Source organism: Bacillus sp. 1780r2a1, assembly GCA_024134725.1.
In the GTDB taxonomy this organism is placed as follows: domain Bacteria; phylum Bacillota; class Bacilli; order Bacillales; family Bacillaceae_H; genus Priestia; species Priestia aryabhattai_A.
Genome location: CP099863.1, coordinates 3,861,050 through 3,876,456, shown reverse-complemented (window position 1 = coordinate 3,876,456; position 15,407 = coordinate 3,861,050). Strand labels below are relative to the sequence as shown.

General features: G+C 37.3%; 18 protein-coding genes. 12 read left to right on the top strand and 6 right to left on the bottom strand.

The annotated features are described in order from the left end of the window. Positions 1-139 precede the first annotated feature (139 nt). Both NIZ91_19635 and NIZ91_19630 read left to right on the top strand, forming a co-directional pair. On the top strand, positions 140-1,654 hold the full coding sequence (locus tag NIZ91_19635) for a sodium-dependent transporter (protein ID USY57242.1): 1,515 nt from the start codon (positions 140-142) through the stop codon (positions 1,652-1,654). Continuing rightward, the gene (locus NIZ91_19630) at positions 1,644-1,754 is read left to right on the top strand and encodes a methionine/alanine import family NSS transporter small subunit (protein ID USY54885.1); all 111 of its coding nucleotides are present in this window, start codon (positions 1,644-1,646) and stop codon (positions 1,752-1,754) included. Before NIZ91_19635 ends, NIZ91_19630 begins: the two co-directional genes overlap by 11 nt. Positions 1,755-1,821: 67 nt before the next feature. On the opposite strand, the gene NIZ91_19625 is transcribed toward NIZ91_19630, so the two are convergent. Then, complete coding sequence (locus NIZ91_19625) at positions 1,822-2,766, bottom strand: M23 family metallopeptidase (protein USY57241.1); 945 nt, start codon at positions 2,764-2,766, stop codon at positions 1,822-1,824. A 342-nt stretch (positions 2,767-3,108) separates the two neighbouring features. Between NIZ91_19625 and lipA the strand changes: the two genes are divergently transcribed. Next, the gene (gene lipA / locus NIZ91_19620; protein USY54884.1) at positions 3,109-4,005 is read left to right on the top strand and encodes a lipoyl synthase; all 897 of its coding nucleotides are present in this window, start codon (positions 3,109-3,111) and stop codon (positions 4,003-4,005) included. A gap of 29 nt (positions 4,006-4,034) precedes the next feature. Here the strand turns inward: lipA and NIZ91_19615 are convergent, their stop codons facing one another. Beyond that, positions 4,035-4,646, bottom strand: a complete 612-nt coding sequence (locus NIZ91_19615; protein ID USY57240.1) for a YhcN/YlaJ family sporulation lipoprotein — start codon at positions 4,644-4,646, stop codon at positions 4,035-4,037. 174 nt (positions 4,647-4,820) lie between these two features. On the opposite strand from NIZ91_19615, the gene NIZ91_19610 reads away from it, so the two are divergent. Next, entirely contained in the window at positions 4,821-5,096 is a 276-nt protein-coding gene (locus NIZ91_19610; protein ID USY54883.1) for a YutD family protein, read from the top strand. Between the two features lie 44 nt (positions 5,097-5,140). Here the strand turns inward: NIZ91_19610 and NIZ91_19605 are convergent, their stop codons facing one another. Next, complete coding sequence (locus NIZ91_19605; protein USY54882.1) at positions 5,141-5,407, bottom strand: DUF3055 domain-containing protein; 267 nt, start codon at positions 5,405-5,407, stop codon at positions 5,141-5,143. Positions 5,408-5,513: 106 nt separating this feature from the next. Between NIZ91_19605 and NIZ91_19600 the strand changes: the two genes are divergently transcribed. Both NIZ91_19600 and NIZ91_19595 read left to right on the top strand, forming a co-directional pair. Continuing rightward, on the top strand, positions 5,514-5,951 hold the full coding sequence (locus NIZ91_19600) for a DUF86 domain-containing protein (GenBank protein USY54881.1): 438 nt from the start codon (positions 5,514-5,516) through the stop codon (positions 5,949-5,951). Positions 5,952-6,077: 126 nt separating this feature from the next. Further along, the gene (locus NIZ91_19595) at positions 6,078-6,848 is read left to right on the top strand and encodes a TIGR01457 family HAD-type hydrolase (GenBank protein USY54880.1); all 771 of its coding nucleotides are present in this window, start codon (positions 6,078-6,080) and stop codon (positions 6,846-6,848) included. Positions 6,849-6,891: 43 nt separating this feature from the next. On the opposite strand, the gene NIZ91_19590 is transcribed toward NIZ91_19595, so the two are convergent. Then, positions 6,892-7,392, bottom strand: coding sequence for a phosphatidylglycerophosphatase A (locus tag NIZ91_19590; GenBank protein ID USY54879.1), 501 nt, complete (start codon positions 7,390-7,392; stop codon positions 6,892-6,894). 235 nt (positions 7,393-7,627) lie between these two features. On the opposite strand from NIZ91_19590, the gene yutH reads away from it, so the two are divergent. The 5 genes from yutH (at position 7,628) to thrB (ending at position 13,237) form a co-directional block, all read left to right on the top strand. Further along, on the top strand, positions 7,628-8,644 hold the full coding sequence (gene yutH / locus NIZ91_19585; GenBank protein ID USY54878.1) for a spore coat protein YutH: 1,017 nt from the start codon (positions 7,628-7,630) through the stop codon (positions 8,642-8,644). A 108-nt stretch (positions 8,645-8,752) separates the two neighbouring features. After that, positions 8,753-9,739: a D-glycerate dehydrogenase gene (locus NIZ91_19580; protein USY54877.1), complete on the top strand. Its 987-nt coding sequence runs from the start codon at positions 8,753-8,755 to the stop codon at positions 9,737-9,739. A 227-nt stretch (positions 9,740-9,966) separates the two neighbouring features. Next, positions 9,967-11,268, top strand: coding sequence for a homoserine dehydrogenase (locus NIZ91_19575; GenBank protein ID USY54876.1), 1,302 nt, complete (start codon positions 9,967-9,969; stop codon positions 11,266-11,268). After that, a complete protein-coding gene (thrC, locus tag NIZ91_19570; GenBank protein ID USY54875.1) occupies positions 11,268-12,329 on the top strand; it encodes a threonine synthase in 1,062 nt (353 codons plus the stop codon). The genes NIZ91_19575 and thrC overlap by 1 nt, the downstream gene beginning before the upstream one ends. After that, entirely contained in the window at positions 12,323-13,237 is a 915-nt protein-coding gene (thrB, locus tag NIZ91_19565; protein USY54874.1) for a homoserine kinase, read from the top strand. Before thrC ends, thrB begins: the two co-directional genes overlap by 7 nt. A gap of 48 nt (positions 13,238-13,285) precedes the next feature. On the opposite strand, the gene NIZ91_19560 is transcribed toward thrB, so the two are convergent. Continuing rightward, positions 13,286-13,522 carry a NifU family protein gene (locus tag NIZ91_19560; protein USY54873.1) on the bottom strand — a complete coding sequence of 79 codons (237 nt, stop codon included), beginning with the start codon at positions 13,520-13,522 and terminating at the stop codon, positions 13,286-13,288. A gap of 195 nt (positions 13,523-13,717) precedes the next feature. On the opposite strand from NIZ91_19560, the gene NIZ91_19555 reads away from it, so the two are divergent. After that, positions 13,718-14,047: a YuzD family protein gene (locus NIZ91_19555; GenBank protein ID USY54872.1), complete on the top strand. Its 330-nt coding sequence runs from the start codon at positions 13,718-13,720 to the stop codon at positions 14,045-14,047. Positions 14,048-14,075: 28 nt separating this feature from the next. Here NIZ91_19555 and NIZ91_19550 read toward each other — a convergent pair whose 3' ends face one another. Further along, on the bottom strand, positions 14,076-15,143 hold the full coding sequence (locus tag NIZ91_19550; GenBank protein USY54871.1) for an NAD(P)/FAD-dependent oxidoreductase: 1,068 nt from the start codon (positions 15,141-15,143) through the stop codon (positions 14,076-14,078). Positions 15,144-15,407 lie beyond the last annotated feature (264 nt).

Below are 15,407 nucleotides of genomic sequence, written 5' to 3'. Positions count from 1 at the left end.
ACATACTATAGCATAATAGCTATAATTCTTCGTAAGATAGTTCTAAAGACAGACTATGCTAAATTATCAGAAAGTTTTAACAACTTATCAGGTAATGACAGAGATAAAAGAAAAGAGAGAGTGTAAGGGGGAAACTATGATGGAAAATCGTCCTCAATGGGGTACGAGAGCAGGTTTTATCATGGCAGCAGCAGGTTCTGCAATTGGTTTAGGGAATATTTGGAGATTTCCGGCGACTGCCTATGAAAATGGTGGAGGTGCATTTTTCTTACCATACTTATTTGCGTTATTGACCGCAGGTATTCCAATTTTAATCATGGAATTTGCAATTGGACATAAGTATAGAGGTTCATCACCATTATCGCTAGCAAGATTAAATAAGAAAGCTGAATGGCTAGGGTGGTGGCAAGTTGGTATTTCCTTTATTATCGCAGTTTACTATGCTGCCATTATTGCATGGGCCATGTCTTACTTTATCTTTTCCTTAAAGTTAAGCTGGGGTCAAGATACGGAAGGATTTTTATTCGGTGATTACTTGAAATTAGCTGAAGTGCCTGGTCAAACGGGAAGTATTGTATCAGGTGTCCTAATACCTCTTATCTTAGTTTGGGTAATAGCTTTAGGTGTGTTGCTAAAAGGTATTAAAAAAGGAATTGAAGCAGCAAACAAAATTTTCTTACCTACATTAATTGTTTTATTCTTTATCATTGTACTTCGCGCTATTACGTTAGATGGTGCAATGGAAGGACTGAATGCATTCTTTAAGCCAGACTGGAGTGCTATTGCAAATGGGAAAGTATGGGTAGCGGCTTACGGTCAAATTTTCTTTAGTTTATCTGTTGGTTTTGCCATTATGATTACTTATTCTAGCTATTTACCAAAGAAATCAGATTTAACTAATAATGCTTTTATCACTGGCTTTGGTAACTCAGCATTTGAATTACTAGCTGGTATTGGTGTATTTAGTGCTTTAGGATTTATGGCAATGCAGCAAGGCGTGAGCATTGATGAAGTAGTAGCAGGTGGAGTGGGATTAGCATTCGTTGTATTCCCTCAAATTATTAACGAGTTTCCGGCGTTTAATCAGCTGTTTGGATTACTTTTCTTTGGGTCGTTAACATTAGCTGGTTTAACATCACTTATCTCCATTATTGAAACATTTGTAGCAGGGGTACAGGATAAATTTAATGTATCTCGCACGAAATCTGTCTTAATGGGTGGCGGATTGGCTTCTGTTATTTCACTATTATTTGCAACTCAAGGAGGCTTATACTTCCTAGATGTAATGGATTATTTCATTAATAACTTTGGTGTTGCTTTAGCAGGTTTAGTTGAAATTATCTTAGTAGCGTGGGTTTTCCGCGAGTTAAGCAATCTCCAAAAACATGCGAATAGCGTATCTGATATTATGCTTGGTGCTTGGTGGAAAATTTGCTTAAGTGTAATCACACCAGTCGTTCTTGGATATATGATGTTTGATAATATAAGAACAAATATTTCAGAAAATTATGAAGGTTATGCAACGAGCTTCATTGTTCCGTTTGGGTGGGGAGTTGCAGGTTTGGTCATTGTTGTTGGGATTTTATTATCATTTAAAGGTTGGAAGAAAGAATCATTATCTTCTGTGAAGGAGGATACAACGTATGGAAAGTAGTTCAATAATTATGATGGTTGCCGGGATGATTATCATCTGGGGCGGCTTAGCTGCAAGTATTACTCATGCTGTGAAGAAATCAAAGGAAAGTAAAGCATAAAAAAGAGTGCTTAGAACATTGTTCTAAGCACTTTTTTTATTAAATAAACGTTTGTTTAAATTGTACACTATTTTTTCTTTTGACGATCGATTCTTTCCCATGACCGAAGCTGCGGGTAAGGATCAAAAGACCATTCGTTTCGACCGTTATCCTTATACATACCGTAATGTAAATGAGGAGGGAACTTTCCAGAGGTTCCTGGAGGTCCATAACCTGAACTACCCACTCCACCGATGACCATGCCAGGTTCTACAATTTGTCCCATTTTTAAATCCTTTGCAAATCCGCTTAAGTGTGCCAGGTAGTGATAGTTATTATTTAGGTCTCGAATTCCTATGCGCCAGCCACCATATTTATTCCATCCTTTTAGCTCAATTATGCCATAGCAAGGAGACTTGACTGGAACGCCATAGTTAGCGAAGATATCAGTTCCTTCATGAATTCTTCTTCCACCCCATCCACGAGCGTCACCCCATGTACTACGATAGCTGTAATTTGAACGAATAGGAACGGGAAACGAAGTTCCTTTTAAGTCAATACGACCATAGGTTTTAAAGAGCTTAGCGTTTCCAAGGATAATATCAACCGCTTTAGCTCGATGATAATAACTCCATAGAGCAATTTTAATATAATCCTCGTTTGTTCCAAAAGTTTGGATGTAGTTAGCCATTGTGAAAAGCATGTCCTCATCATTTAATTGATCAGCTTTCCCATCGCCGTTTCCATCTTTTCCTAAACCACCTAATAAAGAAATGGTTGAAGGATTTTGATCATTTAAATTGGGATTTAAAGAACCCGCCCATTTTTCTGGAGAGTAATAAATAGCGATTGCGCCTTTTTCTCTTGGAATATCCTTATGAGAGCGACGGATATTTCTTTCATATTGGTCAATTCCAGCAAAGTAATACCAAGGTATTGATGATACAGCTTCCATCTGTTGATATAATTCCATGCGCTTCGTATTTAAAGCTGCTTCATCATCGGCAGAAAGCGGTGCAGCCTGAGGTGAAATCGAACATGAAAAGCATAGTGAAAAGAATAACAGAAAAAGCACATATTTTTTCAATGAGCTTCCTCCTTCCTAATTAAGGTATAGTGTTAGTTTGTGAAACGATGAAAAATTTAATAAATAATAATTAATGGAAATAAAATGATGTTAAGGTTATATGAACAATAAGTGAAGCGTTATCATTAACGATTATCAAGGGATGAAGAGTAGAGATAAATAAGTGTAGAGCGCTTGTCGAATCACTCTTTTGTATGATAAAGTGACATGTAGTATATTTTTTATTTGACAATTTAAAAATCAGCATATAGGTTACAGACATTTTCTAGATTGATGGAGTTGATACTAATGGCAACAAAGGAAGAGTATGTCCGCAAACCCGAGTGGCTAAAAATTAAGCTAAACACAAACGAGAACTACACGGACTTAAAGAAAATGATGCGTGAAAAAAATCTGCATACGGTATGTGAAGAAGCAAAATGTCCTAATATTCATGAATGTTGGGCAGTTCGTCGTACGGCTACCTTTATGATTTTAGGGCAAGTTTGTACACGTGCGTGTCGCTTCTGTGCGGTGAAAACAGGCTTACCAACAGAGTTAGATTGGGAAGAGCCAGAGCGCGTAGCGGATTCAGTTCAACTGATGAACTTAAAGCATGCTGTTATTACAGTAGTGGCGCGTGATGATTTAAAAGATGGTGGAGCAGGTGTACTAGCGGAGACAATTCGCGCTATTCGCCGTAAAAATCCATTTACGACAATTGAAGTATTACCTTCAGACATGGGTGGAGTAGAAGAGAATTTACGTATGGTAATGGATGCTCGTCCTGATATTTTAAACCATAATATTGAAACAGTACGCGAATTAACGCCCCGCGTGCGTGCAAGAGCTACATACGAGCGTTCATTAGAATTCTTACGCCGTGCAAAAGAAATGCAACCAGATATTCCTACAAAATCGAGCATCATGATTGGACTTGGAGAAACAAAAGAGCAAATCATTGAAACGATGGATGATTTGCGAGCAAATAATGTAGATATCATGACAATTGGGCAATATTTACAGCCGACAAAGAAACATATTAAAGTTCAGAAGTACTATCACCCAAGTGAATTCGAAGAGCTTAGAGAAATTGCTTTAACTAAAGGATTTAGCCACGTTGAAGCTGGTCCGCTTGTACGTTCTTCTTATCATGCGGATGAACAAGTAAATGCTGCTTCAAAACAAAAGCAAAATAATGGGTAATGAAAAAGGCGATGTTTCCATCGCCTTTTTTATTTCATCTTTTCATCGGTTAGATGTTCATTCAGTTCGTTTGTTCCTTCACCATTTGCATTTTCACCATCATTCATCTTACGGCCCTGAGGAGATTTAAGCATCTCTTTAATGGTTAAATGAACCGATTCTTCTACAGAACTGTCTTTTGTATTTGCTTCACTGAAACGTTCTATATCTTGAATATGCTGTGGGTTATCCGATACGTATACGTGATAATAACGGGGCATAATAGACATTGCTGTTCGCTTTACTTGATCAGCGGTAGCATTTCGGTCTTTTGCATCTGTTTTATAAGCAATTAGCACATCTTCATCTGTTACAAGCGTAGCTACGTCATTAACATTAGGAATGGCTGAGCTAAGTTTGCTAATTGAATCGGCTGCTTCCTCACGATCAAGTGTAGCAATGTTTTGTGCTTTTTCTGTATCGTTAGCAACAGGTGATTTTTGATAACGTACGTATCCGTAATCAGTAGCATTATCTTTTTCTTTATTATATAAATCGTTATGATCAGCTACGTTAATAGCATTTGGATTATTAGGTGATAGTGCTTCATTATCTGTTTCGCTGCCTGCTTGACAACCTGATAATGCAACAACTGTTAACATACCGCAATGAATTAAATATTTTTTCACTGTAAACAACCTCCCTATCTATAGGTTGCAGCGATTGATCAAAAAATTGCCTGTTAATTGCTGGTTTTCATCTTTTTTAATCAAACGATTGTTTAGAAAAAAATTTCAAAATGTGGTATGGTAATTTTGAAGAGAAGAGGTGAAACAATGATTTGTGTTAATAATATTTGCTATGAAGTAATCAAAGAAGAAAGAGAAGGGTTTGATGAGGAAGCCTTTCGAAGTCGATACATTGATGTGCTTAGTCGCTATGACTATATATTAGGTGATTGGGGTTATAACCAACTGCGTTTAAAAGGTTTTTTTGATGATCGTAATCAAAAAGCTACATATGATACAAAAATAAGTACAATTCAAGATTATTTACACGAATATTGTAATTTTGGCTGTGCGTATTTTGTACTGAAAAAAGTAAATAAATAAAAAAGGTCAGCAGAAGGTTTACTTTCTTTCCGCTGCCTTTGTAATTAGATGACCTCGTATAAGAACTCTCTAAGTTCTTGACCATCTTCTTCTGAAAGCTTAAATACGTGCTCTAAATAATTTGGTTCCTCTAAATCATCTGAGCCAATAATAGCAAAGCGTCCTCCTTGAATATCTAAAACAAGATGCTTGCCATAATAGCGATCGGACTGAATGATAGCAAGGTCAAAACGTTGATTTTCACCCATAAAGCTAACAAATCGTGTTTTCGTATTTACTACATCATCATATAAATAAAAGCGTTCGCTCATTCTTTCGCTCCTTTCTTCTATCCATGCTTTTATCATATCAAATGAAAAAAAAAGTGGGAAGAAGCGAGTTAGAAAGTTTATAAGCGAAGCGTTAGGAGGAAACATCATGTACTTTGTAGATCGTCAAAAGATTGAACACATACTACGTTTTTATGAGCAGCATTTAGTTGTTTTTTCTGAACAACTTAAGTGGGAAAGTACAATCGAGAAAAAAGCGTTAGAAAGAGTTGTTCACCTCTTAATTGAAAACGTTTTAGATGTCGGCAACGCAATGATTGATGGATTCATTATGAGAGACCCTGGAAGCTATGATGATATCATTGATATTCTTGTGGATGAGAAAGTAGTACAAACTGAGGAAGAACAAGGGTTAAAAGCAGTAGTTAATTTGAGAAAAGTCCTTGTACAAGATTATTTAGATGTCAAACATGATGAAGTGATACATGTTGTTCAAGAGAACAAGGAGGTCTTAAATCAATTTCCAACTCGTATTCGTACATACTTAGAGAATGAATTAGGTCCTGTTTCAGCTTTTCGTAATTAACATGAAAAAATTTTAAGGTGATTTGTGATTTTAGGAAAAATAAGCTATTATCGCATTGTAAACCCATCCGCTTTCTTATAGTAAAGAAGGCGTTTTTATTATCGAATGAATTAGTAGGAGGCAGTTATGAAGCAGTATAAAGGCTATTTAATTGATTTAGATGGAACGATGTATAAAGGGACAGAATTAATTGCAGAAGCGCGTGATTTTGTCATTGGATTAAAAGAAAAAGGTATTCCGTATTTATTTGTTACGAATAATTCAACGAAAAGGCCTGCTCAAGTAGCAGAAAAGCTTGAAAGTTTCGGAATACCTACAACAGAAGATCAAGTATTCACAACAAGCCAAGCGACAGCTAATTATTTATATGACCGTAAACCTAACGGTACAGTGTACGTAATTGGTGCAGAAGGAATTCGTCATGCTCTTACTGAAAAAGGGTTCACAATTCAAGATGAAGATACAGACTTTGTAGTCGTTGGCTTAGATCAAGAAATCACATATGAAAAGTTAGCAAAAGCTTGTTTAAACGTCCGTAACGGTGCATTCTTCGTATCAACAAACGGCGATATTGCACTTCCAACAGAAAGAGGATTGCTTCCAGGGAACGGTTCTATCACGTCTGTTGTTTCTGTTTCTACTCAAACACAACCAGTATTTATTGGAAAGCCAGAGAGTATCATTATGGAACAGGCATTAGAAGTAATCGGTACACCGAAAGAAGATACTTTGATGGTAGGCGATTACTATGATACGGATATCTTAGCTGGAATGAATGCAGGGTTAGATACTTTGTTAGTTCATACTGGGGTAACAACAAAAGAGCTACTTAAGGGGTATGACAAGCAGCCAACTTATGCTGTTGATTCCTTAAAAGAGTGGATGGATAAAATATAATGAGCAAAAAGAGAGTGATTCCATTGGAATCACTCTCTTTTTTTTATTCAACATTTTCAGCTCTGTGTGCCAGACGACTGGAGGCAGCGGCGGCAATAGCACCAACAATATCATCAAGGAATGTGTGACATTTTCCAGATGATTTATCATTTAATTTTTCTAATATACCCGGCTTTTGCTTATCGATATATCCATAATTCGTAAAACCGATTGAACCATACACGTTTACGATGGATAGCGCTAAGATTTCATCTATGCCATACAAACCTTCGTCTTTTTCTAAAATAGATAAAAGCGGCTCTTCAACCTGTTTCTTTTCCGTTAAAATATCTAGTTGAATACCTGTAAGAATGGCATTCTGTACTTCACGCTTTGAAATGACGCGCTCGACGTTGTACTCACATTCCTGAATGTTTAAATTTGGGTGGTATTTCTTTTGTAGATAAAAAACGAGATCAGCAATGTCTCTTACTGTGACACCACGTTTTGTTAGCCATTCTCTTGCTGTTTTCTCCATTTCACTTTGCTGATGCTTTTTCTCCAAGTATCATCACCTAATTTCTTTTTATTTTTTAATGCTTAAAGGGATACAGAAGCATATGTTTAGAAGTAAATCATCTACTTCACGATTTGGTGAGCATATCATTACATCTTCTAGTATGACTCACTCGGAGGAAATCATAATAAATTGTGTAATTCTAATCTATTCGATTGTGCATAAATATTATGACAAGTATTGAATTTCTTTATGGAAAAACTTCAATCAATGAAATGAGGGGATGTACGTGAAGCAAGCAATTTATGAAGGTTATGGTTTACATCCTGATGAATTATTAACTTTAGGCGCTTATCAAGCCTTTCAATATCGGGATATCTTGTATACGATTATTCATTTAAATCAAGTGGAAGAAGATGAATTGAACGAGTTGTATCAAATGAGTCAGTTTCTCATGAGTCAAGGTGACCGCTATATCTCTACATTTATGCCAAATCTAGAGGGAAATATGATTACGGAATCTAATGACCTTAAATTTATGATTTGTCGGTCGATAGCAGCACCGCGAAATGACCAATTTGTCATCGGTTCAGAGTTAGCAGAATTTCATCAGCGCGGTAGAATGTTTCCTTATGAAGTTGAGCATTCAAAGCGATTGGGTCAATGGAAATCATTGTGGGAAAAGCGAGTAGATCAAATGGAAGAGTTTTGGTATGGGCGCTTGAGAGCTTTACCGAATCAAGAAATTGAAAAGAAGTTCCTCGAAAGCTTTCCCTACTATCTAGGGTTAGCAGAGAATGCCATTCAATATTTGGTAGATACAGAAATTGATGATTTGCCAAGAGCAGTGGATTCTGCTACGATTTGTCATCATCGATTTGGAAAGACGACTTGGGGAAGTCAGTATATCTATAAACTCCCAGTGGATTGGGTCTTTGACCATCCAAGCAGAGACTTAGCAGAGTATATTCGTGAACAGTATTTATCATCCTACGAGCTAAATTCCCATCAGCTTCATCATTTTCTAAGCGAATACGAACGTATTAATCCACTCTCATCATTTTCGTGGCGCCTTCTCTATGCGAGGCTGTTGTTCCCTGTACATTATTTTGAAGTGGTAGAAGGATATTATAGTGTTCAAAGCGAAGAACAAAAACAAAGCTATTACAAGCAATTAGAAGCTGTGTTAGATCACTCATCTCATTATGAGCGATTTCTAAAGCAGTTTTATCAATCCGTTGGTATTTCTACTTCACGTTACCATATACCAGAGGTAGGATGGTTATCCAGCGGTGTTTAAGTGGTATAAGTATAGTAAAAGCATATAAAGATAATGTGACGTGACGCCTATTGCGTTAAACAATAAAGCGTCACGTTATGTAATTAAAAATCAATGAGGTGATCGATAATGGACAAGCCGTTTATCTTTATTACAAGGAGTATACCAGAAGAATTTGTAGAACCACTACGCGCAGTGGCTGAAGTGGAGATGTGGCATTCTGAAGAAGAGCCGGTCCCGTATGACTTGCTCACAGAAAAAGCAAAGAAAGCTCAGGGACTTTTAACCGTTTTATCCGATAAGATAGATGAAGAATTATTAAAGTCAGCGACTCATTTAAAAGTAATTGCGAACCTGGCTGTGGGATTTGATAACATCGATATCCAGGCAGCCACAAATCGTCAAATCTATGTTTGTAACACGCCTGATGTGCTTTCAGATACTACGGCAGATTTAGCTATGACGCTTCTTATGACTACGGCTAGAAATATTTTGGAGGCTTCAGCACATATTAAAGAAAACAAGTGGACAAGTTGGAGTCCATATTTGTTAGCTGGTCGCGATATTCACCATAAAACGCTTGGAATTGTTGGGATGGGAAAGATTGGTGAAGTGCTAGCAAAGAGGGCAGCAGGCTTTGATATGAATATTCTTTATCACAATCGTTCTCGAAATGAACAAGCTGAGAACAGTTTACCTGTTACATATGTCTCAATGGATGACTTATTAAAAAAGTCTGATTTTGTTGTGTGCTTAACACCTTTAACAAAGCAAACTAAAAACATGTTTAATGAGCAAGCATTTAAAAAGATGAAGAAGTCAGCGATGTTTATTAACGTTTCTCGGGGTGGTGTAGTGGATGAAGCTGCTTTATTAAAAGCGTTAAATGAAGAGGAAATTGCAGCAGCCGGTCTGGATGTTTTTGTGAATGAACCAATTGATAGTTCTCACCCGTTAGCTATACATCCAAAAGTAGTAGCATTACCTCACATTGGAAGTGCAACAGTGGAAACACGTACAAGCATGATTAAACTAGCAGTCCAAAACATAGAAGGTGTTTTAGCAGGTAATTTCCCATCTACCATTATTAATAGAGAGCTTGTTCCTAATAGCTAAAGAATAAAAGCATTTCTTTTATAGAAATGCTTTTTGTATGTTAAAAAACAGGAACATACATGTTATGATAAGGAAATGAAATATTTAAAAAATTTAAATTTATCTTTTTATTCAACAAATAACAAGATAAATTTAAAGTAAAGTATTGTAAAAAAGAAAAAAAGGGTCTATAATGTCCACTATAAGAAAACAAATGTATTCGTGAAGAGAACATAGAGGTGAATAATATGACAAAAAGTATTTCAGTAGGATTATTAGGATTAGGAACGGTTGGTAGCGGAGTAGTTAAAATTATTGAAAATCACCAGGATAAGTTAAGCCACCAAGTTGGCTGTCCGGTAACGGTTCAAAAAGTGGTAGTTAAAAATATTGATAAGGTGAGAGACGTAGAGATTAGTAGTGAAAAATTATCAACAAACGTAGAGGATGTCATTCATAATCCAGAAGTAGATGTTGTCATTGAGGTTATGGGGGGCGTTGAAGAAACTAGAGACTATATCTTAACAGCTCTTCGTAATAAAAAGCACGTTGTAACAGCAAATAAGGATTTGATGGCGGTTTACGGTTCTGAGTTGTTAACAGTTGCATCAGAAAATGGTTGCGACTTATTTTATGAAGCAAGTGTTGCTGGGGGAATTCCAATTCTTCGTGGGCTTGCGGATGGATTGGCATCAGACCGTATTACAAAAATGATGGGAATTGTAAATGGTACAACAAACTTTATCTTAACAAAGATGACAAAAGAAGGAAGCGCATATGAAGAGGTGCTAAAAGAAGCACAAGAACTAGGTTATGCAGAAGCAGATCCTACTTCTGATGTTGGTGGCTTGGATGCAGCAAGAAAAATGGCAATTTTAGCTACGCTTGGTTTCTCAATGAAAATTGATCTTGATGATGTACAGGTTCAAGGTATCACAGAAGTAACAGAAGAAGATTTACAATATAGTAAGCAATTAGGATACACAGTGAAATTAATTGGATATGCACATCGAGATGGAGATAATGTTGAAGTGAGCGTTCAGCCAACCTTATTAGCAGATACACATCCATTGGCATCAGTTAGCGATGAGTATAATGCGGTTTATGTGTATGGAGAAGCAGTGGGGGAAACAATGTTTTATGGCCCTGGAGCAGGTAGTTTACCAACAGCAACTGCGGTTGTATCAGATCTTGTGGGTGTGATGAAAAACTTGAGACTGGGTGTAAATGGAAAGAGTGCCGTAACGCCTCAATTCCCAAAAAAGTTGAAAACACAAGACCAAAAGTTTTCGAAACATTTCTTACGTATTCACGTAAAAGACCAAGTAGGCGCATTTGCTAAATTAACAACACTATTTTCTGAACGCGGCGTAAGTTTTGAAAAAATTATTCAATTACCGGTTACAGGCAGCGAGCTTGCAGAGATTGTTGTCGTAACGCATAAAACATCTCAAAAGGATTATGAAGAAATTTTACAACAATTAAGAGACTTACCAATTGTTGAAAACGTAAAAAGCAGCTATCGAGTAGAGGGAGTTGGCATCGTATAATGTGGAAAGGTTTATTACACCAATATAAAGAGTTTTTGCCAGTAACAGAAGAAACGCCAATGTTAACACTTCATGAAGGAAATACGCCACTTATTCATCTTCCGTATTTATCAGAAGAACTTGGTATTAACTTGCATGTGAAAGTAGAAGGCCTAAACCCTACAGGTTCATTTAAAGATCGTGGTATGGTTATGGCCGTTGCAAAGGCAAAAGAAGAAGGCAGTAACACAGTCATTTGTGCATCTACTGGTAATACTTCTGCAGCGGCAGCGGCTTATGCATCACGTGCAGGCATGCGCTGTATCGTTGTTATTCCTAATGGGAAAATTGCGATGGGTAAGCTTGCTCAGGCTGTTATGTACGGAGCGGAAATCGTAGCTATTGAAGGAAACTTTGATCAAGCACTTTCAATGGTTCGAAAACTTAGCGAAACGGCACCTGTATCTCTTGTAAACTCTGTGAACCCCTACCGAATTGAAGGGCAAAAAACAGCAGCTTTTGAAATCTGTGAACAGTTAGGAAAGGCACCGGATGTTCTAGCCATTCCTGTTGGAAATGCCGGTAATATTACAGCCTATTGGAAAGGTTTTAAAGAGTATAATGAACGTAATCAGAGCGGTTTACCACTAATGCATGGGTTTGAAGCAGAAGGAGCAGCTGCAATCGTTCGAAATCAAGTAATTGAAAATCCAGAGACAATTGCAACAGCAATTCGTATTGGTAATCCAGCGAGCTGGGACTATGCGGTAAATGCAGCTAATGAATCAAAAGGAAAAATTGATGAAGTGACAGATGAGCAAATTTTAGACGCATATCGCTTAATTGCTAGACGAGAAGGTGTTTTTGCAGAGCCAGGTTCTTGTGCATCAATCGCTGGTGTAATAAAAGACGTCAAATCAGGAAAAATTGCTAAAGGTTCCACAGTAGTAGCAGTGCTAACTGGAAACGGATTAAAAGATCCGAACGTAGCAATTGACGCGCATGATGTTAAGCCAGTTGTATTGCCAAATGAAGAAGAGAAAGTGTTTGAATATATTGAAGGTGTTGTCGCTTCATGTTAACTTTTGATCGCTTTAAAATCACAGTGCCAGCGAGCTCTGCTAATTTAGGACCCGGGTTTGATTCTATTGGAATCGCTCTTGGGCGCTACTTAATTCTAACGGTAGAGCCAGCTGAACAGTGGCTGTTTGTTCCAGAGACAGATGATGTTAAAGGAATACCAACAGGCAAGGAAAACTTAATGTATCAGGTAGCTGAGGATGTAGCGAAGCAATATGAAGTAACTCTTCCAGCAGCAAAAGTATACGTATCAAGTGATATACCTTTAGCTAGAGGACTTGGAAGCAGTGCTTCTGCCATTGTTGCAGGTATTGAATTGGCTAATCAGCTTGCCCAGCTTAATTTATCACAAAAAGACAAGCTGCGTATCAGCAGCTTAATGGAAGGACACCCAGATAATGTAAGTCCTTCTATTTATGGGGGCGTCGTTATTGGATATCATCATGAAGAAGAAACGTATATCAATCATATTCCCGACTTACAAACTGAAGTAATTATGATTATTCCGAGATACGAATTGAAAACAGCAGATGCTCGCAATGCTTTGCCGAAGGTAATTGATTATCGAACAGCAGTAGAAGCGGGAGCAATTGGTAATATGCTTGTGTCCGCACTGATGAATCGTGATTTTAAAGCGGTAGGTACATTTATGGAAAAAGATTTATACCATGAGCCTTATCGAACAAAATTGGTGCCAGAACTAGCTATAGCAAGAGCGGAAGCCAAAAAGCTAGGAGCTTATGGAACAGCGCTAAGCGGGGCAGGACCAAGTGTTTTGTGCTTAGCACCTGTTGGAAAAGGTAAAGATATTGCCAAGCATTTAGCCGCAAAGTTATCTCATTGTGAAGTAGAGATAGTAGATATTGATACAAAAGGTGTATATGTAGATGCTCAAGTCGTAGCAAACTAAAGCAAAAACCCTCAAGCATCGCTTGAGGGTTTGTTATATAAGGGATTATTAGAAAACTTGTTCAACTTCTACAACACCAGGTACTTCTTCTAAAAGAGCACGTTCAATACCTGCTTTTAGTGTGATTGTTGAACTTGGGCAACTGCCACAAGCGCCTAGAAGACGTAATTTTACAATGCCATCTTCAACGTCGACTAATTCACAATCTCCACCATCGCGAAGTAAAAATGGACGAAGCTTATCTAATACTTCTTGTACTTGTTCATGCATTTCCATTTCAGCCATGATTATCGACTCCTTTCCTTCTCTAGTTCTATTATAAACGCTCTTACATAAAAAATCTATTCAAGAATCTTTGATTACGTTCGTTCAATTTGAAAAACGATGTCCTTTAAATGATTTTTGTGTACAATAAAAGTAAGGTAGGGTGGAAGCTTTCTTTATTGAAGGAGTCACGACAAGGGAATAGGGGGAACAAATGTGGAAAAAAACAGCGTTGAAATCTGTGTATATGGAGCAGAAATTATTTGTGCAAGCTGTGTGAATTTACCGTCTTCAAAAGACACACAAGAGTGGCTTGAGGCAGCGCTCAGTCGAAAATACCCAAATGAATCATTTAACATACGCTACATTGATATTTATAACCCGCCTGTAGATGAAAAAGAGAAGCAAGAGTTTTCACAAAGAGTAATTGATGAGGATTTATTTTATCCGGTTATTTTAATTAACAATGAAATAGTGGGAGAAGGGAATCCTAAGCTAAAGCGCATTTTTGAAGAATTAGAGAAATATGGATTTGTATCTGCATAAAAAAAACGCCCGTTAGGCGTTTTTTTGATTAACCATTATGGTACTTATACATCCACAAAATTCCTGACTTTAATAAGCGAGCAACTCGACCTGTAATGGCGCGGTCATTTACTAATCCAAATCCGTGCTTTTTACCTAAAGAACCTAATACGCCTTTAAGTTTAATAGTAGGTAGCTCAGCAGGTAACTCTTCATTTTTCCATCGTGCTGTTAACACTTGAACAATCTGCTCAGCTTGCCCCTCGGCTAATTGAGCGCTAGGAGCATGTGGTAAGCTAGCACAGTCTCCCAATACATAGACATTCTCATTGTTAGGCAGATTATGATATTTGGTTAACACTACGCGACCTTGAGGGTCTTTCTCAACATTTAAATCCCTAACAACTTTGTTTGGTTGAATGCCTGCTGTCCACACAATCGCATCACTTTTTATTGGCTCATCATGATTGTACAAGATATTCTGCTCTACTCTCGTGATATTAGCACTGTTTACAATTTCAATACCGTTAGACGTAAACCATTCTTGCACATAATTACTCAAACGTTCTGGGAATGAAGATAAAATTAATTTTCCTCTATCAAATAGCATGATATTTAAATCAGAACGACTTTCTTTTAGCTCACTAGCTAATTCAACACCGCTAAGGCCAGCTCCGACAATCGATACGGTTGCATTAGCAGGTAAATTGTTTAACGCTTGATATGTAGCGCGAGAAGCATCAATGGTTTGAATGCTATACGTATGTTCTGGTGCGCCAGGCACGCCGTGATATTTATCTTCACATCCTAGTCCAATAATTAAATCATCATAATGGAGAACTTCGTTATCTTCAAGGTGAACTTGGTTATTTTCAAGATCAATGTTTGTAATGAAGCCATAGCGAATAGATAAACGAGGATGCTCTGGGAAAGAAACACGAACGTGCTGATCTGAAATTGTTCCAGCTGCTAACGCGTAGAATTCAGTCTTTAATGAGTGATAAGGTGCTTTATCAACCAGTGTTACATGTACATCCTCTGGTAGTTGATTTGGAAAAAGTCGCTGTAGGACACGCATACCACCGTATCCTCCACCGAGTATCACAAGGTTCTTCATCTGGATTTCCCCTTTACGTTTAGACATTGTATTCTCTCTATACTAATTGAGTTACTTAAAACATATAGGCATACAAAACGAAACCGATACGTCAATCGCATTCGATTTTGCATAGCATATTTTACTTAAATAATAATTTAATATAACCTGTTTTGTTTGTATTCACATAAAAGTATAACTAAATTGAATAAAAACCACAATATGTTTCAACATAATTTCCTTATAAGCATGCAGTTTGAACATTTGACGTCCTTTTAAAAACAA

What these genes read in the sequence shown, in the direction of transcription:
- NIZ91_19635 (USY57242.1), top strand. Translation starts at nt 140, where the DNA reads ATGGAAAATCGTCCTCAATGGGGTACGAGAGCAGGTTTTATCATGGCA.
- NIZ91_19630 (USY54885.1), top strand. Translation starts at nt 1,644, where the DNA reads ATGGAAAGTAGTTCAATAATTATGATGGTTGCCGGGATGATTATCATC.
- lipA (USY54884.1), top strand. Translation starts at nt 3,109, where the DNA reads ATGGCAACAAAGGAAGAGTATGTCCGCAAACCCGAGTGGCTAAAAATT.
- NIZ91_19615 (USY57240.1), bottom strand. Translation starts at nt 4,646, where the DNA reads ATGTTAACAGTTGTTGCATTATCAGGTTGTCAAGCAGGCAGCGAAACA.
- NIZ91_19610 (USY54883.1), top strand. Translation starts at nt 4,821, where the DNA reads ATGATTTGTGTTAATAATATTTGCTATGAAGTAATCAAAGAAGAAAGA.
- NIZ91_19605 (USY54882.1), bottom strand. Translation starts at nt 5,407, where the DNA reads ATGAGCGAACGCTTTTATTTATATGATGATGTAGTAAATACGAAAACA.
- NIZ91_19600 (USY54881.1), top strand. Translation starts at nt 5,514, where the DNA reads ATGTACTTTGTAGATCGTCAAAAGATTGAACACATACTACGTTTTTAT.
- NIZ91_19595 (USY54880.1), top strand. Translation starts at nt 6,078, where the DNA reads ATGAAGCAGTATAAAGGCTATTTAATTGATTTAGATGGAACGATGTAT.
- yutH (USY54878.1), top strand. Translation starts at nt 7,628, where the DNA reads ATGTACGTGAAGCAAGCAATTTATGAAGGTTATGGTTTACATCCTGAT.
- NIZ91_19580 (USY54877.1), top strand. Translation starts at nt 8,753, where the DNA reads ATGGACAAGCCGTTTATCTTTATTACAAGGAGTATACCAGAAGAATTT.
- NIZ91_19575 (USY54876.1), top strand. Translation starts at nt 9,967, where the DNA reads ATGACAAAAAGTATTTCAGTAGGATTATTAGGATTAGGAACGGTTGGT.
- thrC (USY54875.1), top strand. Translation starts at nt 11,268, where the DNA reads ATGTGGAAAGGTTTATTACACCAATATAAAGAGTTTTTGCCAGTAACA.
- thrB (USY54874.1), top strand. Translation starts at nt 12,323, where the DNA reads ATGTTAACTTTTGATCGCTTTAAAATCACAGTGCCAGCGAGCTCTGCT.
- NIZ91_19560 (USY54873.1), bottom strand. Translation starts at nt 13,522, where the DNA reads ATGGCTGAAATGGAAATGCATGAACAAGTACAAGAAGTATTAGATAAG.
- NIZ91_19550 (USY54871.1), bottom strand. Translation starts at nt 15,143, where the DNA reads ATGAAGAACCTTGTGATACTCGGTGGAGGATACGGTGGTATGCGTGTC.